Annotated in this window: 23 protein-coding genes; 12 read left to right on the forward strand and 11 right to left on the reverse strand. The window is 61.1% G+C overall.

The genetic code is table 11. From position 1 onward, the window contains the following. The 8 genes from BO1_RS60205 to BO1_RS57495 form a co-directional block, all read left to right on the forward strand. On the forward strand, positions 1-671 hold a 671-nt coding region (locus tag BO1_RS60205), incomplete at its 5' end, for a hypothetical protein (RefSeq protein ID WP_028218101.1). Between the two features lie 287 nt (positions 672-958). Further along, positions 959-1795: a protein-L-isoaspartate O-methyltransferase family protein gene (locus BO1_RS51060; RefSeq protein WP_043284846.1), complete on the forward strand. Its 837-nt coding sequence runs from the start codon at positions 959-961 to the stop codon at positions 1793-1795. Positions 1796-2332: 537 nt separating this feature from the next. After that, on the forward strand, positions 2333-3136 hold the full coding sequence (locus tag BO1_RS14130; protein ID WP_028218102.1) for a lipid II flippase Amj family protein: 804 nt from the start codon (positions 2333-2335) through the stop codon (positions 3134-3136). A 13-nt stretch (positions 3137-3149) separates the two neighbouring features. After that, positions 3150-4604, forward strand: a complete 1455-nt coding sequence (locus BO1_RS51065; protein ID WP_084687958.1) for a serine hydrolase domain-containing protein — start codon at positions 3150-3152, stop codon at positions 4602-4604. 173 nt (positions 4605-4777) lie between these two features. Next, positions 4778-5425, forward strand: coding sequence for an HAD family hydrolase (locus tag BO1_RS14140; protein ID WP_028218103.1), 648 nt, complete (start codon positions 4778-4780; stop codon positions 5423-5425). A gap of 201 nt (positions 5426-5626) precedes the next feature. After that, positions 5627-6133: a GNAT family N-acetyltransferase gene (locus tag BO1_RS14145; protein ID WP_028218104.1), complete on the forward strand. Its 507-nt coding sequence runs from the start codon at positions 5627-5629 to the stop codon at positions 6131-6133. A 353-nt stretch (positions 6134-6486) separates the two neighbouring features. Beyond that, on the forward strand, positions 6487-7395 hold the full coding sequence (locus BO1_RS14150) for an alpha/beta hydrolase (protein WP_245643799.1): 909 nt from the start codon (positions 6487-6489) through the stop codon (positions 7393-7395). Positions 7396-7704: 309 nt separating this feature from the next. Beyond that, the gene (locus BO1_RS57495) at positions 7705-8247 is read left to right on the forward strand and encodes a type IV toxin-antitoxin system AbiEi family antitoxin domain-containing protein (protein WP_407669947.1); all 543 of its coding nucleotides are present in this window, start codon (positions 7705-7707) and stop codon (positions 8245-8247) included. Between the two features lie 16 nt (positions 8248-8263). Here BO1_RS57495 and BO1_RS51070 read toward each other — a convergent pair whose 3' ends face one another. Further along, the gene (locus BO1_RS51070) at positions 8264-8992 is read right to left on the reverse strand and encodes a lytic transglycosylase domain-containing protein (RefSeq protein WP_156992252.1); all 729 of its coding nucleotides are present in this window, start codon (positions 8990-8992) and stop codon (positions 8264-8266) included. Between the two features lie 152 nt (positions 8993-9144). After that, entirely contained in the window at positions 9145-9414 is a 270-nt protein-coding gene (locus BO1_RS14160; protein WP_043284848.1) for a hypothetical protein, read from the reverse strand. 538 nt (positions 9415-9952) lie between these two features. Here BO1_RS14160 and BO1_RS14165 point away from each other — a divergent pair. Further along, on the forward strand, positions 9953-10288 hold the full coding sequence (locus BO1_RS14165) for a hypothetical protein (protein WP_028218107.1): 336 nt from the start codon (positions 9953-9955) through the stop codon (positions 10286-10288). Between the two features lies 1 nt (position 10289). Beyond that, positions 10290-11174: a 4-hydroxy-tetrahydrodipicolinate synthase gene (dapA, locus tag BO1_RS14170; RefSeq protein ID WP_028218108.1), complete on the forward strand. Its 885-nt coding sequence runs from the start codon at positions 10290-10292 to the stop codon at positions 11172-11174. 164 nt (positions 11175-11338) lie between these two features. On the opposite strand, the gene BO1_RS14175 is transcribed toward dapA, so the two are convergent. After that, the gene (locus tag BO1_RS14175) at positions 11339-13261 is read right to left on the reverse strand and encodes a potassium transporter Kup (RefSeq protein WP_028218109.1); all 1923 of its coding nucleotides are present in this window, start codon (positions 13259-13261) and stop codon (positions 11339-11341) included. Between the two features lie 231 nt (positions 13262-13492). Here BO1_RS14175 and BO1_RS14180 point away from each other — a divergent pair, with 231 nt between their 5' ends. Then, positions 13493-14677, forward strand: a complete 1185-nt coding sequence (locus BO1_RS14180) for a cation:proton antiporter (protein ID WP_028218110.1) — start codon at positions 13493-13495, stop codon at positions 14675-14677. 14 nt (positions 14678-14691) lie between these two features. Here BO1_RS14180 and BO1_RS14185 read toward each other — a convergent pair whose 3' ends face one another. The 8 genes from BO1_RS14185 to BO1_RS14220 form a co-directional block, all read right to left on the reverse strand. After that, complete coding sequence (locus BO1_RS14185; protein WP_028218111.1) at positions 14692-15108, reverse strand: universal stress protein; 417 nt, start codon at positions 15106-15108, stop codon at positions 14692-14694. A 253-nt stretch (positions 15109-15361) separates the two neighbouring features. Next, a complete protein-coding gene (locus BO1_RS14190; RefSeq protein ID WP_028218112.1) occupies positions 15362-16060 on the reverse strand; it encodes a response regulator in 699 nt (232 codons plus the stop codon). A gap of 5 nt (positions 16061-16065) precedes the next feature. Continuing rightward, positions 16066-18882: a sensor histidine kinase gene (locus BO1_RS14195; protein WP_028218113.1), complete on the reverse strand. Its 2817-nt coding sequence runs from the start codon at positions 18880-18882 to the stop codon at positions 16066-16068. 82 nt (positions 18883-18964) lie between these two features. Then, positions 18965-19546: a potassium-transporting ATPase subunit KdpC gene (gene kdpC / locus BO1_RS14200; protein WP_028218114.1), complete on the reverse strand. Its 582-nt coding sequence runs from the start codon at positions 19544-19546 to the stop codon at positions 18965-18967. 3 nt (positions 19547-19549) lie between these two features. Further along, the gene (kdpB, locus tag BO1_RS14205) at positions 19550-21700 is read right to left on the reverse strand and encodes a potassium-transporting ATPase subunit KdpB (RefSeq protein WP_084687959.1); all 2151 of its coding nucleotides are present in this window, start codon (positions 21698-21700) and stop codon (positions 19550-19552) included. A gap of 13 nt (positions 21701-21713) precedes the next feature. Then, a complete protein-coding gene (gene kdpA, locus BO1_RS14210; RefSeq protein WP_028218116.1) occupies positions 21714-23522 on the reverse strand; it encodes a potassium-transporting ATPase subunit KdpA in 1809 nt (602 codons plus the stop codon). Further along, a complete protein-coding gene (locus tag BO1_RS14215) occupies positions 23519-23614 on the reverse strand; it encodes a potassium-transporting ATPase subunit F (RefSeq protein WP_028218117.1) in 96 nt (31 codons plus the stop codon). The genes kdpA and BO1_RS14215 overlap by 4 nt, the downstream gene beginning before the upstream one ends. Before the next feature lie 289 nt (positions 23615-23903). Next, positions 23904-24788 (reverse strand): LysR substrate-binding domain-containing protein, encoded by an 885-nt coding sequence (locus tag BO1_RS14220; RefSeq protein WP_028218118.1) that lies wholly within the window; start codon positions 24786-24788, stop codon positions 23904-23906. A 120-nt stretch (positions 24789-24908) separates the two neighbouring features. Here BO1_RS14220 and BO1_RS14225 point away from each other — a divergent pair, with 120 nt between their 5' ends. Then, on the forward strand, positions 24909-25856 hold the full coding sequence (locus BO1_RS14225; protein WP_028218119.1) for an amidohydrolase family protein: 948 nt from the start codon (positions 24909-24911) through the stop codon (positions 25854-25856). Positions 25857-26159 lie beyond the last annotated feature (303 nt).

The following is a 26159-nucleotide window of genomic DNA, read 5'->3' on the forward strand; positions in this document are numbered from 1 at the left end:
AACACCGGACGCTCGACAACGGCTCATACATTGTCGACAATCAGACCGATTCACCTGTTACCCGACAGGATCAGCTTGACTCTATCAATCCCACCGCTCCCGAACAGATGACCACAGGCGTAATGCAGTCGAACCCTGATCCGCACTCGGGGAATGCAGATAGATTTTCAGTCGTTCATTTTGTGTGGTGGACTGGTTTCCTCTTGCTATGCCTTGTCTTGTGGGAATTCGATAAGGCGGTATTCGGCATATTCATTGTCTCCGTTTTTCTGTTTCCACCGCTCGCGATTGCCTGGCTTGTCGGGACCATTGGGAACACCATTCGTCGCCGATGGCGTCGTGCGGCCTCCGCACTTTTGGGGCCTCCACTCGCCGGCGCTTTGATCGTAGGGCTGTCGTCTATCGGCTGGGACCCCGACCGCGTCCATTTCCTGCTGGTCAAGTATCCCCACGAGATCGAAGTTCATTTCTCAACCTCGGGCGAGAAAGCTGTACACAATTGGAGTTGGGGGCTGGACGCCGCGCCATTGTCGCCAGGCGTCGCCTACACATTAACGTACGATCCGACTGACGCGGCGTTGCACGCGGGAGAGGGTCCCGATAAATCCATTCGACCGATGGGTGATCACTTTTACATCGTTAAAGAGTCAGAGGACGGTAGTCCACTTTGAGTCCAGAAAGCACCAACCGCCCAAAGGTTTGAGGCGAGTTCGCCAATGCGTTGCTCGACAGATTCGTTTCCGGCGCACTTCAGAGGCTGGAGTCGGCCTATAGATGGCGGAGTTCGAGCAAAGCCGACGGCCGGGAGGAGTTGACCACGGGAGTTCGAGATCCCCGCGCCCCAGAAACCCGGGTGTCGCCCCCCACTTCCGGGTTCGGCCACAAAGCGACGTTCGACAGTTGGTCGTAGATCGCCGACAATCCACATTGTGCCCCTTTCTTCGGACGCGGGAGGAAAATGTCTGCCGAACTTGACGAGCTGCGAGCGTTTCACGCGAAGCTAATGGCAGCTGCCAGCAATTCGAACGATCCTCGTCTGGAGCGCGCCTTCGAACTTGTGCCTCGCCATGCTTTCCTGCCACCTGGCCCGTGGAAAATCATGGTGAACAAGGGCTACTACGAGACGCCCAGCGACGATCCTGTCTACGTCTATCAAAACAATCTGGTGGCCCTGGACGCAGAAAAGGGTATTAACAACGGAGAGCCTTTTTTGCACGCTGCGTGGATCGGTGCAGTCAATCCGCGCCCTGGCGACAGGATATGCCACATCGGCGCGGGCTCCGGTTTTTACACTGCCATACTTTCTGTCCTTGCATCCCCGGGAGGTAGTGTCGATGCGTTTGAACTTGATGCAACGTTGTCAAACGCTGCACGACAAAATCTTAAGCCCTACGAAGGGGTCACCGTAACGCATGGAGATGCAACGCAGGTCGATTTGCCACCCGCAGATCTGATCTATGTGAATGCCGGTGTTCTCGCACCCCCACCGTCGTGGTTAAACGCATTGCGCCCTGGAGGCCGTATGATTTTCCCGTGGCGCCCGGCGGATCGCGTAGGTCTCGCATTGCTGATAACGCGAACCGAGGACGGAGGTTTCGACGCTAAGCCTCTCATGAACGCGTGGTTTATCCCTTGTGTCGGCGCGGCTTCGACCCAGGACTATTTCGCAACGGCGCCTGACGCTCGCGCCGCGTGGTCCGTCCGATCACTCTGGCTCACGTCCGAGCGCGCGCCAGATGAAACAGCCGTCGTCACGTACAAACACGTCTGGTTTTCGCTTGCATCTGCTGCATGACTCAAACATCCCCCGCGAGGTGCCCTGTGAAAAGAACCTTAGGTCTGTGGAACGGAGTCGCCGCTCTTTTATTTCTGGTCTCGGCTCTTTGTTCGCCGTTGATTGCACCGCACAAAGGCGTTTGGACGTCTACGTCTCAATTCTTGTTAGGCGCGGGATTTATTGTCCTGGGCGCTGCCGAGGATGGCCTTAGAAACTTGGTGCGCACTTTGCTGTTCTGCTTCGGATTCTATAATGTTGGCGCGGTTATTTTTCGGTGGGTAGGTATTCCTTGAAGTAGGCGCCCCGCGTTTCCTGATGGACGCATTGACCGTTTAAGCTTTGGCAACTACCGTTGCAAACCGGATCCCCGAATGGTCGAAACGGTTCGACTTATGCCTCTTGCATGAGGTGGGGCCGCAAGATGGCAATCGCGTGCAGTCGTCGGATGCAGTGCTGCCATGAACGGTCACTCGATCGACCGAGCTGGATTGACAACAATCGGAATCGTAATTCGCTCGGGTACACTCATGTCCCTGCCACACGCACGGCAATAGCATGGATAGCCAGCTCTGGGTCATATGCGGGCTTACATTCGTAATCCACGTGATTGCGACATTGGCCTATGCAGTGCGAATCGCCGGCGTTCGCACGCGCCGCATCGCCTTGTCGTTTTCCCTTTTCGGGATCATCGCGCTGGTTTCCCGGACGGCCAATTCCTTTCAGGGGCCGTTCATCGCGAAACGGGTCGAACTGGATATCGCGCACCACATGGGCAGCGGGTTGCTCGCCGACTTTCGATTGCTCCTGCTGACCGCTACCGTGGCAACCATTGCTGGCTCGTTCCTGATTCCCACGTTCCAGCGTTACTTCAGCCGCGCCGTCGATCACTTTCAGGCAAACCGCTCGATTCCTCGTCTTCTGCTGCACGCCTTCAGTCGTGCCGGGGTCAACTACCTTCGCATCGGTGCGCGCTTTCCTTCCCGCCACAACGTTACGCAACTGGCAGCCAGCACCGGCGTGTCCTGGAAAGTCATCGCGCTGAACGTTGTCGCAATGGCGATCTGGACAGTCGGCGTGTTCGCATCGCTGTATGCGGGCTATCTGAAGCCCGATCTGAGAGTGACATGCGCGAATCTATCGTCGGTCATCAACGGCTTCGCGACCGTGGTATTGGCGGTCGTCGTGGATCCACAGGTTTCCGTAATGACCGACGATGTCATTGAGGGCCGGATATCGGAAAACAGCTTCCGGCGGGCGATCACGACGCTCGCGGGCGCGCGCGTTCTCGGTACGCTCTGCGCACAGGCTGTGCTCCTTCCGGCGGCATTCGTCATCGTCCGCGTCGCAGAACTCATTTAGCGCGGTGACCGACATGCGCGATACCGCCTGGACCGACCTGGACTGTCTTGTCGAAGATGCAATGAAGTGTTGGGGCGTCCCCGGCCTCGCCGTGGGGGTCGTTAACGGTGACGATGTGATCCTCCTTAAAGGCTACGGCACGCGCGAGCTAGGAGCCAATGCGCCAGTGACATGCGACACCCAGTTCATGATCTGCTCACTGACCAAATCCATCACGGCTGCCGGACTGGCGCTTCTGGTCGATGAGCAACGCCTGGGTTGGGACACAAAGGTGCGCGAGATACTGCCGGAGTTCCAGTTGCGGGACGCAAACGCAACCGAAGAAATCACTGTGTCCGATTTGCTCACCCATCGTACGGGGCTTCCTGCACACGACCGAATATGGTCACCTCCCGGTCGGCGGTCGCGACAGCAAATGGTTGACGCCCTGCGTTATCTCGAACTTAGCCGACGCCTTCGCGTGTCGTTCCAATATTCGAATCTGAGTTACGTGGTTGCGGGTATGCTCGCGGAGCGGCTGAGTGGCCGGAGCTGGGAGCAATTCACGACGCAGCGGCTGCTTTTGCCCCTGGGGTTCACCGGTTTCGGATTCTCGAAAGCGGATCTGGAATCGGCCGCAGACCGTGCTTTCCCGCATCAGTGGGACAGATGCGGTGTTTATCGGGGAAAGCTCTGGCCGATGCAAGCGACGCCCGCCGGCGGCATCAACGCGTCAGTAGCAGATATAGCGCGTTGGGTGCGGTTTCTGCTCTCGCGGGGACGGGTCGACGGCAGGCGACTGGTTTCGCAGGCAGCGATAGACGCGATGACGACGCCGCGCATAAACGCTGGCGACTCGGAATTTGCCGAGATCGGCAAGATCCACTACGGGTACGGATTGACGTGTGAGCATTACCGTGGCGACGTGACTGTCTCGCACACCGGATCGCAGCCCGGCTGGGGCGCGCTGATGACCATGATGCCCGCTCATCGTATCGGTGTGGTCGTGTTGACCAACCGTGACCCCAGCCCAGTTCGAGAATTGATCGCCTACGCAGTCTTTGACCGACTGCGCTCGCTCGCGCCGCTTGACTGGTTCGAAGTATTTCGCGCCAGACGACAAGCAGCTCTGGACAAGGAAGAGACGGAAGAAGGCGCCCGCACGCTGACGCATCGGTCGGATTCACCGCTCGACGAACCGCCGGAAGATCTCATTGGCGAGTACGAGCATCCGGCCTATGGCCGCATTTCGATCGTTCGGGGTGCGTCCGCGATGCACTGGAGTTGGCGTGGGCTCGGGGGGATGCTAGTGTGCCGCGCGCAGAACTCGTTCCAGCTGAAAGAGGATGGGGAAGCTCGCTATCCGAGCGGAATCGTGATCTCGTACGAGAAAAATGCGGAAGGTCGAGTCGATGCGCTTAGATCGCCCCTCGAACCCGCTGTGTCAGATATCGTTTTCCAGCGTCGCGTGGCCGGAGAGACGCAATGACTCGACGGTCTATACGCAGAGCGTCAGTGGAAGATATGAATGATTCGTGCCTTGAACCCGTTTCGAATGAAGGCCGCGCAGGCTCATGAAGCAATCGCCAGTTACGGTCGGTCGACAACGTTTCCTGAATCATTGAGAATCGGAAATCCTCTGTTCGAAGCTCGATCCGCCCAATGAAAATAAAGGCTGTGTTCTTCGATGTCGGTGAGACGTTGGTTGACGAAAGTCGTGATTGGAACGAGTGGGCCGACTATCTTGGTGTTTCGCGACTCTCGTTTCACGCGTCTCTGGGGGCTCTTATCGAGCGTGGTCAACACCATCGCCAAGTGTTCGGCATCGTGCGCCCAGGTGTCAACTTTGCCGCATTGCTTCGAGAACGTGAGGCGACCGGGAGTGTCTATTCGGTTACTGCGGAAGATCTCTACCCCGACGTAGTTCCCTGCCTGAGATGGCTGCGCGAAGCCGGCATTCTGGTTGGCATCGCGGGGAACCAACCCGTTGAGACTGAGCACGCACTCCGTTCTCTCGGAGTGCCGGCAGATATCGTCGCCTCATCTGCATCATGGGGTGTCGAAAAACCGGACGTGGGCTTCTTCCAACGCATCGTGGTGGAAGCCAATGGTCTCCACCCGTCTCAGATCGCCTATGTCGGTGATCGTCTCGACAACGATGTCGAACCAGCACGGCAGGCGGGCATGGTTTCGGTGTTTTTGCAGCGCGGTCCCTGGGCACTCATTCAGTCGCGCTCCGGACGGTTTGCGACTCCCGCTTACGTTATAGGAAGTCTTTCGTCACTTCCGGATTTGCTACACACTCTGTAGGGCCTCGTTCACCCGAGGGACTCTTTCGAGAAAAGCGTTTGGGCGGCCGACCGCCTCGAGCCGATTGTCTCCGGGCGCTGTCCGGCCAGGAGTAGCCTTTCAATTGCCCATCCTCAACCGCCAATAATCTGAAAAGCGGTTGGGTCACCGTAAGGGTGCTTTGCTAGTCTTCGCTCTCCTGTAGCAACTGGAGCAAAAGCAATGACAAGAATATCCGTTCGCCGGGCAGACTTGCTGGACGTGCCGACGCTCACGCAGATCCGTAACGACGCACACGCGTTGAAGGTGGCGCACGGTGACTATGCGTGGGGCAAGGAGGGGGACGGGTTTTCCGAGAGATGGGTACGAAACAATGTTTCAGAAAAAGAAGTGTACGTGGTGGAGCTGGAAAGTACTCCGGTCGGAACGTTTTCGCTTGATCTGGAGGAGGACAATCACTGGGGACCGCAAGAACCGATCGCCGGTTATGTGCACGGGCTTTCTGTGCGTAAAGGCTTTAACGGACGTGGCCTCGGGCTCTTCATGCTTGATTGGTGCGCTAACAAGGTGAGCGGCTTGAACCGGCGTTTTGTTCGACTCGACTGCGCCGTCCACAACGCGAAGCTGTGCGCGCCCTATGAGTCACTTGACTTTATCCGCGCAGGACTGTACTCGGAGCCAGAACCCGGCGGCTGTGTATGGTCACTGTACGAGAAACCGACTGACTAACTTTCCGTCAGAACTCCGATAGGCTGCTTGCACATGCCTAACCGAACGGTCGACGCATAGCGCTCTAGTCATTGCTGATGTACAGAGCCCGTCGAGAGATCGCTCCGGGTCGATCAGAGCCGGCCGCGTCAGGTACAGGTCGGCCAAGATCGGTGACTCGACTCCCACTCATAAATCGTTAACAATCAGGCATCAACGTCGATCTGGATTCTTGACAGATGGCTGACATAACCTTGCGCCCCGCTACTGAACACGACTGGGACTTCGTCGCAAGCACGTCGAGGACATGAATGGCGATTCTCGCGACTATCGCTATGGCAGCTGCTATCCAATCAGGAATTCCATCGCAAACGATGCGGGCGAATATCGAAGCCCCCGGTCCCGCAGGGCCCTTGCAAGGCACATTGCTATCACCTGGAAACCAGGACGTCCCGGTGGTTCTAATCGTGCCAGGCTCGGGGCCAACCGACCGGAACGGCAATGGCCCGAATGGTCTTCGGCCTTCGACGTACCTGCTGCTCGCCGACGGACTTCTGAGTCGCGGCATCGCGTCGGTTCGAATCGACAAGAGGGGCATGTACGGTAGCACGCTCGCGATACCGGACGCAGAGGACGTCACCCTCGACGACTACGCAGCGGACGTTCATTCGTGGGTGACGACTATCCGAAAGCGTACTGGTGTTTCCTGCGTATGGGTGTTGGGCCATAGTGAGGGGGGCTTGGTGGCGCTGGTAGCCGCTCAGCACACGGCTGACATCTGCGGTTTGATTCTGCTATCCACGGCAGGACGTCCGCTCGGAAAGGTATTAAGAGAGCAACTGAGATCCAACTCCGCGAACGCCCCTATCCTGGACAACGCGATGTCGATACTCGATGCGCTAGAAGCTGGCCAAACAGTAGACGTGACAAAAATCGATCCCGCACTGATGCCGTTGTTCAGGCCGCAAGTGCAGCGTTTTCTCATGAGTGAATTGACTGTTGATCCAGCGGCTCTTGTGGCGGGTTACAACAAGCCGGTGCTCATTGTGCAGGGATTGCAGGATCTTCAGGTCGGCTCCGAGGATGCGCAACTGCTAGAGCATGCAGATCCCGGCGCTGAACTCGTGCTCGTCGCCAACGCCAACCACGTCCTCAAAGCGGTACATACGCCGGACCGTCGAGCAAACCTCGCCGCTTATTCGGATCCCGATCTCCCGTTAGCGGACGGTATCGTCGAAAGGATTTCCGCGTTCGTGTGGAAATCAACGACAGGGCAGCGATAGGCTTGGTCACGTGATTGCCCGTCGGCGGTGTCTGCGCGTCTAATCGGCAAGCCGATACGTGACGACGAACGTCCGCTTTCGAAAAACTCGAAGGTCGCCTCCGGGTCGGGAAGCGCCGGCTGAATCGCATACCGTGATTGCGTTACCCATGCGCTAGCCAAACCCCGTTGCGTAGCTGGCCAGCCCATCGCATTTGACGCCATTCGGGCTCCGCTAGATGGGCGCATGCAGTCAGGTGGTCCATCCGCAGATATCTGTTGCCGGGGGGCACCTGCCGCCGAAGGCGCTAGCTGTTTTTGGGGCCGTGGATTGTTAGTTGCAATCACTCATCGCGCTTCGCGTCCAGGCACCTGGCGCGAGCCTGAGCTGGTTCACGCGCTGTTCGATGGCAATCTGCCAGAAGGCTTCACGATCTCACCGCTTCCCAACCGTGATCCCTCGATCCTCGTTGCCGAGCCCGAGCGTGCCCTGCTCGAGCTCGCGAGCGATGTCGGCAAGCGCCTCGCGAAAGGACAGTCCCTCGAAGAGGCAATCAATATCGCATCCTCATTGCGCAACCTGCGCCCGAAAGTACTGGATACCCTCCTCTCCCATTGCACGAGGGTAAAGGTCGTCAAGCGGGTGCGTGATCCTGGAGAATCCAGCGGCTTTGCCCTGGGGCCAGGATCTGCAACGCCATGTCGACAGGCTGGGTCCCGGAAAACGCTGGACCGGCAGCCGCAAGGGCACGCCTCCATTGAAACTGAAGGCGTCAAGCGCTCATTTCCAGCCAGCCATGAGCAGATGAACGACCCGTACCCCTACACACCGGCGATCATCAACACCGAGCCGGCGCGCAAAGCAGGCGATTGACGCGATGTAGCAATTGTCAATATCTGAAAGTTGCCGCGGTCCGCGAATTGGGATTGCTGGAATGGACGTCAAAGGCCGTCTTGATCATGCTCATGCGATCGGCCACGCGCTGCGGATAGCCTCTGGCGCCGCCGCTATAGCGCAGCAGCGCGTCGTGGACATCGCCATTGGAAGCCTCGATGTAGTCGTGCAATATTGACGAGCCGATGCTCACGTTCGTGCTCGAGTCCGTCAAATCCGCCGTGCGAAGGACGATGTCCTTATGTTGCGAGGGCAGGACTTGCATGAGCCCCCTGGCACCCGCTACGCTCACCGCGAAGCGATTGAAATCAGACTCCACCGCGATCACCGCGAGCAGCAGGAGTGGCGAGATCGTATCGCGCCTTGCGGCATTGAGCACCGCCTCGCCAATCCTCAGGGCCTCACGCAGCCCGATATGAAAGCGTACGTTCAGCACGGTTGCGATATCTTCGGCTGTCGGGGTGCTCGCCGGTGCCGTTTCGGAGACGGCATCGGGCGGCAAGGCAGTCGATTCCTCGGCGTCACACGCCATTGCGTTGAGGAAGCTCATGACCAGGAGTGTCGCGAAAACCAGAGCGCGAAGACCGTATATACGAACGCCCGGCCGGTCACCGAAATTGTTGCTCATGTTCGTTTGCGCTGTGCCAGTTGAACAAGTGGACACACTACACGCGACGAACGAACGATTTTGGAAAAAGATCGTCTCCCAGCAGAAAAATTGCATAAAGGGATACCTGGCCCGGCGTGAACCCGGTGTTGCGCGCGTAAGGGGCACAGTCGACAGGCGCGGTCAAGACTACTTATTAATTGAATTTAAATTGCTGGCGATAATTTACCACTGCCGGAAAAGTCACTTTTTCGCTTGAGGCACTCCCGTCACAATACGCCGGGCGTATCAAGCCGATCGACAATGCCCTTTCTCAGGACCCGCAACACCTCCCTGCCCTCCCGCGTAATCGAGAACTCCTGCCTCCCGGGTTCACGGTCGACACGTTGCGCGAGGCCGGCGTCGCGAAGAGCGGTCATGTCGGGATCCTCCACGTCTACCTCGACCGGTGCATAGCCGAGCAGCATCAACGCTGCCATTTCATGTGCGCTCAGTCGCGGCATACTGATCTTTCGACGCTCTGCAATTGGCGTTTCCATATGCATTTCTCTCTACACGGATCATACGCAGGCGGAGTCGCCGCTACCCCGTGCGCCGCAATGACTGCGCCTGAAGCGCAACGATGGCCGGACTTCCGGCCCGACGCCGGTCAATTGACCGGTATCGCCACGGAACGCGGCGAGGCGGCAACGCAACGCCCGATAGCTTCATTTAGCTATCCCCATCACGTGACAAGGTGCATAGGAGGTGTCGATACCACGCACACCGCTCGCCTGCTGGCAAGACGGTGGCTCAAGGAGAGAGACGCAGACGTCTTGTAAGTCAGGCAGCGAAGCGACTTCGGGGACGTGGAATTCGGATGATACTCATGGGACAAACCCTGGATATTTCGGTATTCGAATATTGTATTGTGCCGCTGCCAGTTCGCAAGTAAAAAGGTCGTAAAAGGCGACTCGCGTTGCGATTGGCGTCTGCAATGATGCGCGTTATATCGATTCGGGGCTGATTTTTTCACTTCCCTTATACATTTCAGACTACGCTAGTTTCACCTCGACAAACTTCAAGGAAAACCTGCGTATGAACACAGCACAACGCATCGCCCTTCGCGACGGCGTTCCGGATCACGCCAGCCTGTTGCGCGGCGGCACCGCGCCCTCGCGCGCACAGCGTGCCGAACTCGACGTCTGCCTCACGGGACTCGCTCCGGAAGTCCCACGCAGGAATCTCGCCACCCTTCTGCGTTCGCCACTCGGCGTCTACGTCGCCCACACCGAAGTCTTGCGCAACAGCGTGCGGGTACGATTCGACGTCGCCCCCGAAGACCTCGCTTTCACCTTGCACACGCTGTTGGCCACTTTACCCGAAGCCGTGATTGGCGCGGTTCAATACCACGAATGCGAAGAGGCCTGCTGATATGGACTCCGGAGTCTGGCTCCCGCTGGTTACCCCTTTTTGCAAGGGCAAAGTCGACGTCGCAGCACTGCAGACGCTCACGGACCATTATGTGCGCAGTGGCATCGCGGGTTTCGTCGCGCTGGGCACGACGGGCGAGGCGGCACTCCTGTCCGACCTCGAGCGCGCAACCGTGCTGCAGGCGATCACGGACGTCGTTGCGCAACGCTTGCCGGTGCTGGCCGGTGTCGGAGGGATCGCCACCCGCGATTTTGTGCGCGAGATTGAGCGGCTCGAGCGCTGGGATGTGTCGGGCTTTCTCGTCTCGGCGCCCGCTTATGTTTGCCCCAGTCAGGCGGGGATCGAATGGCATTTCCAGCAGGTCGCGCGGGCCACGCAACGGCCCATCGTGCTCTACGACGTGCCACACCGTACAGGCGTGGCGATCGAGCCCGACACGGTGCGCCGGCTCTGCGAGCTCGAGAACGTCGTCGCCATCAAGGCATGCGCGAGCCACCACTTCGGCGCGCTCGGCAATCTCTCCATCGACATGCTCTGTGGCACGGACGAGGCATTCATGGAATGTCTGATCGCGGGCGGACGCGGTGGGATTCTGGCAAGCGCGCACGTTTGCGCGGATCTGCTGATCGAAGTGCAAACACTGATGGACGCGGGCAAAGCCGGCACGGCCTGCCGGATCTTCGCGCAACTCCGTCCGGTGCTCAAATTGCTGTTTGCCGCGCCCAATCCTTCTGCGATCAAGGCGATGCTTGCCCTCGAGGGGCGCATTTCGCCAGAAGCCCGAATGCCCCTCACGCCGATCCACGACGAACTGCGTGAGCAGCTCGTGCGAGCGTCCGAAGTATTGCAAGCACTGCGCGCGGAATTGCCGTTAGCGCTAGCCTGACTTTCAGCCGAACGACAGGTGCGGCATCGCAAGCACCCGCCGTTTGAGCCGTCGTGCGGTCATCGCTCCGCTTGCCCAGACTTGCCTCTCACCGCACGTCAGAGCCATCGTCCAGGCGCAATGTGATCATGCACGTGACACTGGAAGCGCAACACGCCCTGCCGTCAGACCAGATCGAGTCGCGCGCCCATCTCCACGACGCGGTTGGGCGGCAAGCCCAGGTGTGCTGTCGCATCCAGTTCGTTCTTGCGCAGCCGGCCAAACAGGCTCAACAGCATGTGCCGTAACGGGCGCTGCTTCGTCTGTACCGAGAGCGACTCGCGCCCGAGGTAGAACGTGGTCGTCATCGCGTCATAGGCCGGACATCCCGCGCACTGCAACGCCTGCTCCAGCAGATGCGGCACGTCCAGCGTTTCCAGATAGCCGTAACGCCCCTCGATCCGCACGAAGCCCTGTTCCAGCCGCTTCACCCTGAATCGTTCGGCCGGTGCCACGCGTGGGATTTCCTCAGTCAGCAAGGTCAACAGAACCACCTGCTCGTGGAGTACCTGATTGTGCTTGAGATGATGCAACAATGTGGTGGGCACCGAATTGCCGTCGGCCATCAGAAATACGCCGGTGCCGTTCACACGGTGTGGCGGCGCGGCGGCAATGCTTGAGATAAACATGTCCAGTGGCAGGCCCGAGTCCTTGCGAGCCTGTTGCAACGCCCGCAACCCGATCAGCCAGGACGTCGACACGAGGAACGTCACTGCGCCAATCGTGAGCGGCAACCAGCCGCCATCGAGAAATTTCATGGCGTTCGCTGCGACGAACGCCAAATCCACCACCATGAATACCCCGGCGACCAGTGCAACACGCCACACGGGCCACATCCAGCGCACGCGTGCAAACGCGGCAAACACCATGGTCGTGATCGCCATGGTTGTCGACACGGCGATCCCGAACGCGGCCGCCAGGCTGTCCGACGTACGGAACCCCAGCACCACGCCAATGGTACAGATCATCAGCACCCAGTTCAGGCCCGGCAAATAGATCTGCCCGGCCGTGCTGGACGAAGTGTGCCTGACCGTCACGCGGGGGGACAGGCCAAGCTGCGCTGCCTGCCGCGTCAAGGAAAATACCGCCGAAATCAGTGCCTGCGACGCCACAATGGTGGCAAGCGTCGCCAGCACCACCATCGGATACAGGCCCCACGCAGGCACAGTCGAATAGAACGGCCGGTCCGCCGCGCCCGGATTGCGCAGCAGCAATGCCCCTTGTCCGAGGTAGCTGACGGTCAGGGCTGGCAACGCGAGGTAATACCAGGCGAGGCGAATCGGCCGCGCGCCGAAGTGGCCCATATCGGCGTACAGGGCCTCGCCCCCGGTGAGACACAGCACCACCGCGCCCAGCGCAACAAAGCCCTTGAAGCCGTTACGACCGAAAAATGAGATTCCGTTGAGCGGGTTGAACGCGGCCAGGATGGCCGGTGTTTGCGCCAGCGACATGAGGCCCAGCGCAAAGATGACCAGGAACCAGACCGCCAGAATCGGGCCGAATGCCACGCCTACGCGCCCGGAGCCAAATGGCTGGACGGCAAACAGCATGAGCAGGATCACGACCGTGATCGGCACGGTGTAATGCGCGAACGCAGGCGTCGCGACCTCGATCCCCTCAACTGCGCTGAGCACCGAGATCGCCGGCGTGATGACACCATCGCCATACAGCATGGCTGTACCGAACATTGCCATGAACACCCAGCGCAGGGCGCCACGCCGGGTCACGCGCCCGGTGCGCTCCCCCACCAGCAGTGCCAACAGCGCCAACAGTCCACCTTCGCCGCGGTTGTCGGCCTGCATCAACACCAGCACGTATTTGATGCTGACCATCAGGATCAGCGACCACAGGAACAACGAGACGACGCCTATCACGTTGGCGTGGGTCGGCGCGACCCCGAGCGCCCCTCCGAAAGATGCCTGTAAGGCGTAGAGGGGACTCGTTCCCAGATCGCCAAATACGATGCCAAGCGCGGCGAGCGCTAGCGCCAGTGTTCCACCGCTACCACTTGAGGACTGCGAAGCCTGCGGAGCGCGCATGATGTTCATGGATGTGTCATGTGTGTAGAGGCGCCGGCTCGCGACTGGCACAGTCACGACGATGCCGAAATCATGGTGATTCTTATACGCCAAAATGGCTCAATCGTGTCGCTCGATGCGCTGTACCTGCGTTGGAGTTGACGGAATATACTTTGAGATTCGCATGGCAGCGAAATGCGCCGTCATGCTCGAAGCAGCCGCAGCAAAAATCCCTTTTCTCCCGCTATCGGAGCCGTCCGGATGGACTTTAACGTCGGGCTCTTCGAACTGCTGCTGCTCGTTTCGGCACTGGTGGCCATGCTTGTACGGCGTTTGCGCATGCCGTATAGCGTCGGTCTGGTTATCGCTGGAATCAGCCTCTCCTTGCTGGCGTCTTCCCGATTTCCCGATATTCCCCTCAACAAGGATTTCATCTACAACGTCCTGTTGCCACCGCTCATTTTCGAGGCGGCGTTTCACATGCGCTGGGCCGAGGTGCGCAGGGATTTTGCCGTGGTCCAGACGCTGGCGATTCTCGGCGTCCTCCTGTCGGCGGGTGTGACGGCGGCATGCATGCATTACCTGTTGCACTGGGAATGGATCAGTGGGCTGCTCTTTGGTACGTTGATTGCCGCCACGGATCCTGTGTCTGTCCTGGCAGCTTTCAGGGATGCCAATGTGGCGGGCCGTTTCAGGCATTTGATGGAAGCAGAAAGCCTGTTCAACGACGGGACGGCCGCGGCAGGCTTTCGGGTCATGCTGGCATTCGTTGCCGGCACGCACGTGGGCCCGGTCGACGTGCTCAAGATTTCCGGCATCGTGATTCTCGGTTCGTTGTTTTGCGGCTGGCTGATCGGCAACATCGTGCTGTCGCTCGTTCACCGCACCGACGACCACCTGGTCGAGATTACGTTTGCGATGATCGCAGCCTATGGTTCGTTTCTGCTGGCCGAGAACCTTCACCTCTCCGGCGTGCTGGCGACGCTGATTGCCGGGCTTGTGATGGGCAGACGCACCGCAGTGAATCCGATGACGAAGAGAGGGCGTGAAGCGGTTGAGAGCGTGCTTGAGTACACGGTATTTGCCGCCAATTCATTCATCTTTCTCTTCATTGGCATCCAGCAGGCCCAGCGGGAGTACGAGACAGAGTGGGCATCGCTCGGCATCGCCGTTCTGGTCGTGATGCTGGCGCGCGCTGCGGCGGTGTACCCGTCCTGTGTGCTCTTCTCGCGCTCTTCGCTGCGAATCGACGCGCGGCATCAACATGTCCTGTTCTGGGGCGGACTGCGCGGCGCGCTGGCCCTGGCGCTCGCAATGGGATTGCCGCCCGGCGTGCCACGTCGCGAAGAAATCGTGACGGTGTGCTTTGCGGTGGTCGCTTTTTCAATCTTCGTTCAGGGCACAACCATGCCCGCGCTGCTACGGCGACTGCGCATCGTGTCCTGACATGCGTGCGGTGGTCAGTGAAGCATTGTGACGGGCGTTGTAGACAGGCGCCATAGCCTGGCGAGCACCGTCCATCTGTGAAAGAAGCCAAGCTGGCTTGCGTCGAGCACCACGATGTCGGCGCGATCCCTGGCCGCGTACGTCGCGATCGTCCGCTCGGGCGGCCCGAAAACGCGTTTCCAGGTGTACGGTACGCCGGCGTCGTCAAGGATCGCGCAGGTTTGCATCAGTGCGTCGCGTGTGCGCTCCTTCTCGGCTCTGCGCAGCTCGGCGCGCGAATGGAACGCGCTCACGCGACCTTCTGCCAGTTCATCGAGTACTTCGATCACCTCCACCTCTGACACGCATCGCTCGGAGAACAGGAACGCGCCATGACGCGCCGCCTCGGTTGCCCCTTTGGTACCCAGCACGGGAATAAGCAGTTTCAGCACAACATTCCTCCAGTCCCCCAATCGGGTGTTCTCGGTTTGATTGAAGCACGGACGTCACCAGGATGCGGTAAAAGCACAGGGGCAATGTATAAAAATGTCATCAAAATCGGCAGGCCATCGAATCTGGATGAGGGTCTTGCCTGTTGTTCAGACGATTGCAGCCGACAATCCATCGTCGGTCATTCAATGCTGCAGGCCCACCCGTTCCCCGCCGCGCAGAATCGCGCATCGTGCCCGGCCGCTACCGCTCCACTCATCCAACGCCAACCAGGCAATATCCAACACCGGTCTCCGTAACAATATGCCTGGGTCGGGCCGGGTCCCCTTCCAGTTTCTGGCGCAGGTGCGCCATATAGATCCGCAGATAGTTTGCGTTTTCTGCATGGGCGGGTCCCCAGACCTCCTCCAGAAGCTGGCGATGGGTCAGCACACAGCCCGCATGACGGACGAGTGTGACCAGCAGGCGATACTCGATGGGTGACAGATGAATCGTCTCACCGTTGCGCCGGACTGACCGGGCTGCCAGATCGACCGTCACCGCGCCAAACGATACCCGGGCCGATTCTGTGGTGACGGAGCGATCCTGCCTGCGCAGTTGCGCCCGGATTCGCGCCAGCAGTTCGGCAATGCCGAACGGCTTGGTCACATAGTCGTCAGCCCCCGCATCGAGCGCCGTCACCTTGTCCTGTTCCCGGGTGCGGGCCGACAGCACAATGACCGGCACAGCGGACCAGCCGCGCAGTTGCCGGATCACGTCCACACCCTCCATATCCGGCAAACCCGGATCGATAATCACCAGATCGGGCCTGGCGGTGGCGGTCATGGCCAGACCCTCCTCTCCCGTGCCGACATCGAATACGCGCATTGCCGCGCTCTCCAGCGAGGCTCGCACATAGCGGCGAATCTGCCTGTCATCCTCGATCAGGACGACCTTGACGGACGGATCGCTCATGACATTCACAGGCGATTCATGGTGTTGCCGGAGACGTTCGAGGACGGGTCTTGCGACGTCCCCACACCGGGAAGCTCCGGAACTTCAGTTTCCGTGGGCGGCGTTTCGTCCGCAGGCAACATGAACCAGAAACTGGCGCCGAGCACTTGACCTGCCATATCGGTGCGGTTCGACGCGCCTATCCTGCCCCCGTGCGCCTCGACGATCGCGCGGCAGATGGCAAGCCCCAGACCCATGCCTGGCAGTGCTGATTCCTTCTCACCGCGGGTGAACTTGTCGAACACCCGGGATTCCATGCCCGCGGGCAGACCCGGCCCGCTATCGCAGACTTCGACCCGCACGTAACGGTGCGCCTCTTCCTGCAACATGGACGCATCGATGGTCAGCGGCGTCCCGGCGGGCGTATATTTGGCGGCGTTCTCGAGCAGGTTCGCGAAGAGCCGTTCGACGAGTACCGCGTCGAGCTGCACGAGCGGGAGATCCGGAGGCACACGTGCCTGAACCTTGCGTTCGCCCAGCATGCGCCGGCAACCGGCCAGCGCGGAACCGATCACCTCCTCGATCGACGACCACTGCCGGTTCAACCGCATGCTGCCTTCCTGAAGACGCGCCATGTCGAGCAGGTTGATGACGAGTCCATTCATCCTCAGTGCCTCGTCGTGGATCGCCTCCGAGATTTCCTGTGCCCTCGGCCCGCCCGACATGGCGGCGCCCTGTTCGGCAAGCACCGAGGCAAATCCCACGATCGCCGTGAGCGGCGTGCGCAGGTCATGGGAAATCGCGGACAACAACGAATTGCGCAGTCGTTCCGATTCCATGCTGACGAGTGCATCCTGTGCGATCTCGACGTAGTGCACCCGTTCGAGCGCCAGCGCGATCTGTGCGACGAAGGTGTCGAGCATGCGCCGCTGCTCGGGCACGGCAAACTCCTCCATTCGTTCAGACACCAGCGCGATCACGCCGCGCGTGCGCATCGGCGCCTTGAGCGGCAGGTACAGCGCGATCGCGGCAGGCAGTGTCTCCGTGCCGTGACCGGCCTGTTTCTGCTGGTCGTAGACCCATTGGGCGATATCGCGATCGAGATCGGCGTCGTTGAGCGTGATCGCCGGATCGGGATTCTCGACCTTGGGCCGCACCTTCTCCGCGCTGTCCGGCAGCAGAATCACCGTGCGTGCCTGGAACACCTCGCTCACATGACGCATGCCGATCTCGATGATCTGGTCCGTCATCAGCGCGCCACCCAGTTCGCGCGTCATCGCGAACATGGCCCCCGTGCGGCGCTCGCGCAGCGTGGCGACGTGCGCCTGACGCTTGAGGCTCGCCGTCAGGTGGCTGATCGTCAGGGAGGTCATCAGCATCACGGCGAAGGTGAGCAGATATTGTGTGTCGGACACCGAGAACGACATGCGGGGCGGCACGAAAAAGAAGTCGAACGCGGCCACGCCGAGAAACGAGAACAGCACGCCTGGCCCGCGCCCGAGCCGTGCCGCCGTGAAGACCGCGCCGAGCAGGAAGAGCATCACGAGATTGGTCTGCGCGATCCGGTCCAGCAGCATGCCTGCGATAGCCGTGATGGCCGCACAGATCGCCAGCGCCCAGGCGTAGGAGGCCGGCGTGGAGCGGCGCGCGCCCAAATCGCGCCCCGCCAGGCCACTCACGGCGTCGTGGCGCTCGGCGGCTTCGCGCACTGCGCCCGAGTTGACCACCGTGACGTCGATATCGCGCGCCGACCAGACCATCTGCTGCGCAACAGACGGCATGAGACGCGCGCGCCATCCCGTCACGGACGATGCGCCCACGACCAGCTTCGATACGTTGCGCATGCGCGCATACGCAATCACCGTGGGCGCGACCTCGCCGCCTTGCAGCGTGACCGTTTCCGCACCCAGCTCCGACGCGAGCCTGAGCGCGTCTAGCGTGCGCTTGCGAATGGCATCGGGCAGCCGCTCGAGCTTCGGCGTCTCGACGTAGACGGCCAGCCAGTCCGCTTTCTGGTTCGAAGCGAGGCGCGCCGCCGCGCGCACGAGATTGCTGCTCGCGTGGCCCGCGCCGACACACACGATGATGCGTTCGCGCGCCTGCCAGATGCGCTCGATCGACTGATCGGCGCGGTACTCGCGCATCTGCGCATCGACACGGTCCGCCGTGCGACGCAACGCGAGTTCGCGCAGCGCGATCAGATTGCCCTTGCGAAAGAAATTGCGGACCGCATGCTCCGCCTGCTGCGGCATGTAGACCTTGCCTTCGCGCAGCCGGTCAAGCAGCTCCTCTGGCGGCAAATCGACCAGCGTCACCTCGTCGGCGAGATCGAACACGCGGTCGGGGACCGTCTCCCACACGCGGATGCCCGTGATCTGCCCGACCACGTCGTTCAGGCTCTCGAGATGCTGGACGTTGACCGTCGTGAACACGTCGATGCCGGCGTCCAGCAGTTCCTGCACGTCCTGCCAGCGCTTCAGATGCCGGCTGCCCTGGACGTTCGAATGCGCGAGTTCGTCGACGAGGATCAGTTGCGGCTTGCGCGCGAGCGCGGCATCGAGATCGAACTCGGCGAGCAGCCGGCCGCGATACTCGATGCGCGCCGGCGCGATGGCCTCCAGGCCTTCGATCAGTGCGAGCGTCTCCTTGCGCCCATGCGTTTCGACGATCCCCACCACGACGTCGGCGCCTTCGTCCTTGCGGCGCCGCGCGGCCTGCAGCATCGCGAACGTCTTGCCGACGCCGGCCGATGCGCCAAAGAAGATCTTGAGCCGTCCGCGCTGGCTTTTCTCTTCGTCACGCTGGATCCTGTCCAGCAGTTCGTCGGGATCGGGCCGGTTCATCGCACGTCTCCTCGCGAGTCATCCCGTTATCGTGTTGTCGCCGGCACGCGCGTTGACCGCGTACGGCCGCGCCGGGAGAAACTCAATGCATCGGCTTGATCTCGTCGAGCGCGAGATTCAGTGTCAGCACATTGACCCGGCGCTCACCGAAGATGCCCAGCTGCCGTCCCGAGGTGTTCTGCGCAATCAGCCCGTCGACCTGGTCAAGCGACAGCCCACGCGCCCTGGCCACGCGCGCCGCCTGCCAGGCGGCAGCAGCCGGCGTGATATCGGGATCCAGCCCGCTGCCGGACGAGGTGACGAGATCCACCGGAATCGGCGTCGTATTCGATGGATCGGCGGCGTGCAGGGCTGCGATGCGTCCCTTCACCTCGTCAGCGAGCGCCGGATTCGTCGGACCGAGGTTCGAGCCGCCAGAGTTCACTGCGTTGTAGGGATTGGGCGTTGTGGCCGACAGCCGGCCCCAGAAATAGTACGCAGCGTCGAACTGCTGGCCGATCACGCTGGAGCCGACCGGCTTGCCGCTCTTCTCGATCATGCTGCCGTTGGCCTGATGCGGAAATACGGCCTGGGCGACGGCCGTTACCACGAGCGGATAGACGATGCCCGTGATCACCGTCAGGAGCACAAACAAAACCAGCACGGGTCGCAATGATTGCTTCATGGCTCAGGCCCATCCCAATGCGGTAAGCAGCATGTCGATCAGCTTGATGAACGGAAATGGCATCAGGATGCCGCCAAGACCATAAATGAGCAGATTCCGGCGCAGCACCGCTGCCGCGCCGAGCGCGCGATACGGGACACCCTTGAGCGCGAGCGGTATGAGCGCGACGATGATCAGCGCGTTGAAGATCACCGCCGACAGGATGGCCGATGAGGGTGACGTCAGGTGCATCACGTCGAGCACGCGCAGGTTCGGGTAGGTCGACGCAAAGGCCGCCGGAATGATCGCGAAGTACTTGGCGACGTCGTTCGCGATCGAGAACGTCGTGAGCGAGCCGCGTGTCATCAGCATCTGCTTGCCAATCTCGACGATCTCGATCAGCTTCGTGGGATTCGAATCGAGATCGACCATGTTGCCCGCTTCCTTTGCGGCCTGCGTGCCGGTGTTCATCGCGACGGCGACATCGGCCTGCGCGAGCGCCGGCGCGTCGTTGGTCCCGTCACCCGTCATTGCGACGAGCCGTCCTGCCGTCTGGTGACCTCGAATCATCTTCAGCTTCGCTTCGGGCGTGGCTTCGGCGAGGAAGTCGTCGACGCCGGCTTCTGCCGCAATCGCTGCGGCTGTCAACCGGTTGTCGCCCGTGATCATCACGGTCTTGATGCCCATCTTGCGCAGCTCGGCAAAGCGCTCCTTGATACCGCCCTTGACGATATCCTTCAATTCGATCACGCCGAGTATGCGTGCGGGAGCGCTATCCGGGCTGCCATGCGCGCCCGGCTTTTCCGCGACGACCAGCGGTGTACTGCCGCGCCGTGCAACGTCGGTCACCGCGTTGTTGACTTCCGCGGGATAGCGGCCACCATGCGCCTCGATGTACAGCTTCACCGCATCGGACGCGCCCTTGCGGATCTCCCGGTCAGGCAGGTCAACGCCGCTCATCCGCGTTTGCGCCGTGAAGCCGAGGAACGTGGCGTGCAACGCCCCCATGTCGCGCTCGCGGATATTGAAGCGCTGCTTCGCCAGCACGACGATGCTGCGGCCTTCCGGTGTCTCGTCGGCCAGCGAGGCAAGCTGCGCCGCGTCCGCAAGGTCCTGCTCCGAGACGCCCGGAGCCGGTATGAAAGTCGACGCCTGCCGGTTGCCCAGCGTGATCGTGCCCGTCTTGTCGAGCAGCAGCACGTCGACGTCGCCGGCCGCTTCCACCGCGCGGCCCGACGTTGCAATCACGTTCGCCTGCATCATCCGGCTCATGCCCGCCACGCCAATCGCCGAAAGCAGCCCCCCGATCGTGGTCGGAATCAGGCAGACCAGCAGGGCCACCAGGGCCGTAATGGTCACCACATGACCGGCGTGGACGGCGTCAACGGAGAACATCGAGAATGGCAGCAACGTTGCCGTGGCAAACAGCAGCACGAGCGTCAATGCAACCAGCAGGATCGTCAGCGCGATCTCGTTCGGCGTCTTCTGGCGCTTTGCTCCTTCGACCATCGCAATCATCCGGTCGAGAAACGCCTCTCCGGGATTCACCGAGACCCGCACGACAATCCAGTCCGAGAGCACGCGTGTCCCGCCCGTCACCGACGAAAAGTCGCCGCCCGACTCGCGGATGACCGGCGCGGATTCGCCTGTGATGGCCGATTCGTCAACGGACGCGACGCCTTCGATGACCTCGCCGTCGGCCGGAATCGTGTCGCCCGCCTCGATCAGCACGACATCGCCCTTTCTCAGGTCGGTCGAAGTCGTGAGAAGAACGGGCGCCTTCGGATTCGGGGCGTTGAGCTTCTTGGCCATCACATTGTGCTTCGCGCTGCGCAGCGAAGCGGCCTGGGCTTTCGAGCGGCCTTCGGCAAGCGCCTCCGCGAAGTTTGCGAACAGCACCGTAAACCACAGCCACAGCGCAACGGCGAGGATGAAGCCCGCTGGCGCCTCCGCCTGGCCGGTGAGCGCGGCAAACCAGAGGATCGTGGTCAGGATGCTGCCCACATACACACAGAACATCACCGGATTGCGCAGTTGCGTGCGGGGCGTGAGCTTTCTGAACGACTCGACAATCGCGGGCTTCACGAGCACCGGCTCAAACATCGAGTGTGCAGCCGTACGTGCCTGGCCGAGATTGTCGGGACGATGGACAGGCGGCTGACTGGACGTAGTCATGCTTTCCTCGCATTCAGTGACCGGAAATCATCGACAGATGCTCCGCGACCGGACCGAGCGCAAGCGCAGGCACGAACGTGAGCGCGCCAATCAGCAGCACGGCGCCGAGCAGCATCACGACGAAGAGGGGTCCATGCGTGGGCAACGTCCCCTCGGTTACGGCGAGACGCTTTTTTTCCGCGAGGGACCCCGCGACCGCGAGTACCGCGATTGCTGGAACGAACCGGCCAAACCACATGGCGATCGCCAGCAATACGTTGTAGAAAGGCGTATTGACCGAGAGCCCGGCAAACGCGCTGCCGTTGTTGTTCGTGACCGAGGTGAACGCATAGAGAATTTCAGAGAATCCGTGCGGGCCGGGGTTGGCGATACCCGCGGTGCCCAGCGGTGACAACACGCCTATCGACGTGCCAACCAGCACGATCATCGGCATGGCGAGTACCGCGATGGCCACCATTTTCATCTCATACGACTCGATCTTCTTGCCGATATACTCAGGTGTCCGACCGATCATCAAGCCCGCGATGAACACCGCAAGCAGGGCAAAGACCAGCATCCCGTAAAGCCCCGAGCCGACCCCGCCGTAGATCACCTCGCCCAGCTGCATCATCAGGATCGGCACGAATCCCCCCATCGGCGTCAGCGAATCGTGTGCGTTGTTGACTGCGCCGCACGACGCGGACGTGGTCGCGACCGTGAAAATACCGGAATCCGCAATGCCGAAGCGCACCTCCTTGCCTTCCATGTTGCCCCCAGGCTGCAGTGCGGACCTGCTCTGGTCGACCTGCAGCGAGGTGAACAACGGATTGCCCGCCTGCTCGGCCGAGATCTCACCCCAGCATCCAATCGCGAACGCGATGGTCATCGCCGCAAGGACTGCATAGCCCTGCCGGTTGTCGCCGACCATTCTGCCGAAAACGATGCACAACGCCGCCCCAATGCACAGCATGGCGACCATCTGGACGAAATTCGACAGCGGCGTCGGGTTCTCATACGGATGCGCGGAATTTGCATTGAAGAAGCCGCCGCCATTGGTGCCGAGCATCTTGATCGCTTCCTGGGAGGCCAGCGGCCCCATCGCGATGGTCTGCTTGTCGGCCTTCATGTCCTGCATCACCGGATTGCCCTTCGCATCCTTGAGCGCGTTGCCTTGCGCGTCGGTCTTCGGCGCCTGCCAGGTCGTGACCTGAAGCGTCGGCACGTCAACATACGACCTGAAGTTCTGGATCGCGCCCTGACTGACAAACACGAGCGCCAGTACAAACGCAACGGGCATGAGGATGTACAGGGTGGTACGCGTCAGGTCGACCCAGAAGTTGCCTATCGTCTTTGCCGTGTGACGGGCAAAGCCCCGGATAAGCGCAATGGCTACCGCAATGCCGGTGGCGGCGGAAAGGAAGTTCTGCACGGTGAGGGCCGCCATCTGCGTGAGATAGCTGACCGTGGTTTCCGGCGTATAGTCCTGCCAGTTCGTGTTGGTGATGAAGCTGACTGCCGTATTGAAAGCGGCATCGGGCGTCATCGGGCCAAAACCCTGCGGGTTGGCGGGCAGCCACTGTTGCAGCCTCAGGAAGCCGTACACCGCCAATGCGCCCAGTGCATTGAAAAGCAGGACCGCAACCGCGTACTGTTTCCACGACATTTCGGCGGCCGGATCCACGCCCGCGAGTCGATAGAGCAGATGTTCGATGGGTCGCCCGATCCTGAGCACGACGGAAGATGAGCCATCAAGCACCGAGGCCATGTAGTGGCCCAGCGGGATCGCAACGGCGATCAGGACTACGATGAAAAGCACGACCTGGAACAGATTGTACGCATTCATTCGAGTTCCTCCGCGCGCAGTAGTGCGTACACAAGGTACACGAGCAGCAGAAGCGTCGAAGCAGCGGCGAGCCAGATCATCCAGGTGGTCATGGCCGGCCTCCCGGTGCGTGCCGGTGCAGTTTCTCGCATCCGACGACAAGCGCGAGAGAGAGCCCCAGAAAGACGGCGATGCCGGCAATGTAGATCAGATCCATTTCCGCTCCCCGGTAATGGTTCGGGCAATGACGACGCGAGCGGCAAGCCGCGTGTCATAAACGACATGTCAAGCCTAGGCAAGGCTGAATAAAAAAGGTGTAAATATCGATCGATCCAATGAGCCTGCCGGGCGGCGTGGATCTTGAGGACGAACCCGAAGGCGAGAGTCGCGTTCACACAACATTCACACAGCGGGCTCTCCGAGCATCTCCAGATACCGCTGAGTCGCCCCCCACGCCCCACCGATCCGACTGATCACCACCAGCTCCGATTTCGGGCCGCGGCTCGCCAGCTTGCGATAGACGACGTTCGGTATCGCGATCCGGCTCACCGGCTCGGGCGCGAGCACCAGCCCGAGGCCCGCGGCCGTCAGCGCGAGCGCGGAGAGCGTGCTGCCCATCTTGTACGCGACGCGCGGCTCCTTGCCGAGCACCTGGCGCAGGATCGCCACTTGCCCTTCGTCGTCGCCGTGAGCGGCATAGACGATGAACGGTTCGTCCGCAAGCGCCGCGACGCTCACTGAGCGCCGCTTCGCCAGCGGATGCCGGTCGCTCATCGCCACTTCCCACGACCAGCTTCCGACCGTTCGCACGGCGAGCTTCGCCTCGAAGGCCGTGCCGAACGCCGGGCAATAGCCGATGTCGAGGCGATCCGCGAGGATCGCCTCCTGCTGCGCGGACGGAGCCATTTCGTGCAGGTCGAGCACCACGCCCGGCCACGTCGCATGAAACGCGGCCAGGTCCTCGGACAGCCGCGCCGACGCAAGCGCATTCCCGACGAAGCCGATCCGCACCACGCCCGTCTCGCCGCGAGCCGCACGCTGGACCAGCGTCTTCGCGCGCTCGGCCTGCTCGAGCGTACGCTGCGCCTCGATCACCAGCAGCCGGCCGGCGTCAGTCAGCGCCACCTTGCGCGTGCTGCGCTCGAACAGCGCCGTTCCCAGTTCATCCTCGAGCGCGCGGATCTGCGCGCTCAGCGCGGGCTGCACGATATGCAGCCGTTGCGCCGCGCGGCCGAAATGCGCCTCTTCGGCAACCGCAAGAAAGTAGCGTAAATGGCGAAGATCCATGGTCGATTAATCACTCAAAACAATCAATCCTGCAATTTAATCTATTGGATCGAAAAATCAACCGCGCGCATAGTGACGGCCGTACCCTTCGCCGCAGTGCCCCCCTACAGGAGCCCATTCATGTCTCACCGCAACCGCATCGATGTTCACCAACACATCGTCCCGCCATTCTGGGCCAACGCGCTGCCCGCGCACGGCGGCGATCCGTCCGGCTGGAATTGCCCTGCGTGGAGCGTGGACAGCGCGCTCGCCTTCATGGATTCACTGGAGATCGCAACCGGCGTGGTGTCGCTGACGGCGCCGGGCGTGAAGGGGTGGAGTGGTCAAGAGAAGCGCGACCTCGCGCGCAAGGTGAATGAATACACAGCCGACATCGTTGCGAAACATCCGGCGCGTTTCGGCAACTTCGCGACGTTACCGCTGCCTGACGTCGATGGCTCGCTGGCAGAAATCGGCCATGCGTTCGACGCGCTGAACGTCGACGGCGTCGTACTCCTGAGCAACTACGATGGCGTCTATCTCGGCGACCCAGCGTTCGAACCCGTATGGGCCGAACTCGACTGCCGCCAGGCGGTGGTCTTCATCCACCCCACGATGCCCCCGATCGCGCACATGCCAGGGATGCCCGGCCCGATGCTCGACTACCCGTTCGATACGACGCGCACCGCAGTGCAACTCGTGCTCAACGGCGTGATCTCCCGGTACCCGAACGTGCGCATCATCCTGTCCCACGCGGGCGGCTTCCTGCCATACGCGGCACGCCGGATCGCAGAAGTGGCGCCAGTCGCGCGCAACGACGTCCCGCCCCCCGACGGACTGCTCGACCTGCTCCGGACGTTCTACTTCGATACCGCGTTGTCGTCGCCGTCGGCGCTGCCTAGCCTCGCGGCGTTCGCGAAGCCCGATCGCATCCTGTTCGGAAGCGATTTTCCGTACGCGCCCGCGCCCATCAGTGCGTCCTTCACCGCGCGACAGGATGGCAGCGCGGTGTTGAGCGCCAACCAGCAGGCTTCGATCAACCGCGGCAACGCCCTTGTCCTGTTTCCTCGCCTCGCCGCGCTCGTGTGAACCTGGCTATTGTTATGAACAAAAGGTCCGGCGCGCAAACAAAAGATGCCTGTGCTTAAGAATTCCCATAATTCAAGCGTCCAGACGCATGTTGCGCCAACCGATATGCATGTTGCGCCAACCGATATGTGCGGTAGGTAACATCGGCGATTGACGCGCCGGTGGAAAGCACCGATATTCTGCTTTTAGCGGCTGCGCTGGGTCCGGCCTCGCCGCTTTCTTGCGCATGTAGATCGTGAGTTCCGCGAGTCTTCGCCGTTCGCCTCAACGACGATCCTGAGCATGCAGAATTGGCATCGCCAC

The organism is Paraburkholderia oxyphila NBRC 105797 (assembly GCF_000685075.1).
GTDB classification, from domain to species: Bacteria; Pseudomonadota; Gammaproteobacteria; order Burkholderiales; family Burkholderiaceae; genus Paraburkholderia; species Paraburkholderia oxyphila.

Excerpts from the sequence above, each read along its gene's own strand:
- BO1_RS14225 (WP_028218119.1), top strand. The coding sequence starts at position 24,909 with ATGTCTCACCGCAACCGCATCGATGTTCACCAACACATCGTCCCGCCA.
- kdpC (WP_028218114.1), bottom strand. The coding sequence starts at position 19,546 with ATGAAGCAATCATTGCGACCCGTGCTGGTTTTGTTTGTGCTCCTGACG.
- BO1_RS51060 (WP_043284846.1), top strand. The coding sequence starts at position 959 with ATGTCTGCCGAACTTGACGAGCTGCGAGCGTTTCACGCGAAGCTAATG.
- kdpA (WP_028218116.1), bottom strand. The coding sequence starts at position 23,522 with ATGAATGCGTACAATCTGTTCCAGGTCGTGCTTTTCATCGTAGTCCTG.
- BO1_RS14145 (WP_028218104.1), top strand. The coding sequence starts at position 5,627 with ATGACAAGAATATCCGTTCGCCGGGCAGACTTGCTGGACGTGCCGACG.
- BO1_RS51065 (WP_084687958.1), top strand. The coding sequence starts at position 3,150 with ATGCGCGATACCGCCTGGACCGACCTGGACTGTCTTGTCGAAGATGCA.
- BO1_RS14150 (WP_245643799.1), top strand. The coding sequence starts at position 6,487 with ATGCGGGCGAATATCGAAGCCCCCGGTCCCGCAGGGCCCTTGCAAGGC.
- kdpB (WP_084687959.1), bottom strand. The coding sequence starts at position 21,700 with ATGACTACGTCCAGTCAGCCGCCTGTCCATCGTCCCGACAATCTCGGC.
- BO1_RS14180 (WP_028218110.1), top strand. The coding sequence starts at position 13,493 with ATGGACTTTAACGTCGGGCTCTTCGAACTGCTGCTGCTCGTTTCGGCA.
- BO1_RS14195 (WP_028218113.1), bottom strand. The coding sequence starts at position 18,882 with ATGAACCGGCCCGATCCCGACGAACTGCTGGACAGGATCCAGCGTGAC.
- BO1_RS14175 (WP_028218109.1), bottom strand. The coding sequence starts at position 13,261 with ATGAACATCATGCGCGCTCCGCAGGCTTCGCAGTCCTCAAGTGGTAGC.
- BO1_RS14130 (WP_028218102.1), top strand. The coding sequence starts at position 2,333 with ATGGATAGCCAGCTCTGGGTCATATGCGGGCTTACATTCGTAATCCAC.
- dapA (WP_028218108.1), top strand. The coding sequence starts at position 10,290 with ATGGACTCCGGAGTCTGGCTCCCGCTGGTTACCCCTTTTTGCAAGGGC.
- BO1_RS51070 (WP_156992252.1), bottom strand. The coding sequence starts at position 8,992 with ATGCAATTTTTCTGCTGGGAGACGATCTTTTTCCAAAATCGTTCGTTC.
- BO1_RS14215 (WP_028218117.1), bottom strand. The coding sequence starts at position 23,614 with ATGACCACCTGGATGATCTGGCTCGCCGCTGCTTCGACGCTTCTGCTG.
- BO1_RS14190 (WP_028218112.1), bottom strand. The coding sequence starts at position 16,060 with ATGAGCGATCCGTCCGTCAAGGTCGTCCTGATCGAGGATGACAGGCAG.
- BO1_RS14220 (WP_028218118.1), bottom strand. The coding sequence starts at position 24,788 with ATGGATCTTCGCCATTTACGCTACTTTCTTGCGGTTGCCGAAGAGGCG.
- BO1_RS14160 (WP_043284848.1), bottom strand. The coding sequence starts at position 9,414 with ATGGAAACGCCAATTGCAGAGCGTCGAAAGATCAGTATGCCGCGACTG.
- BO1_RS14140 (WP_028218103.1), top strand. The coding sequence starts at position 4,778 with ATGAAAATAAAGGCTGTGTTCTTCGATGTCGGTGAGACGTTGGTTGAC.
- BO1_RS14165 (WP_028218107.1), top strand. The coding sequence starts at position 9,953 with ATGAACACAGCACAACGCATCGCCCTTCGCGACGGCGTTCCGGATCAC.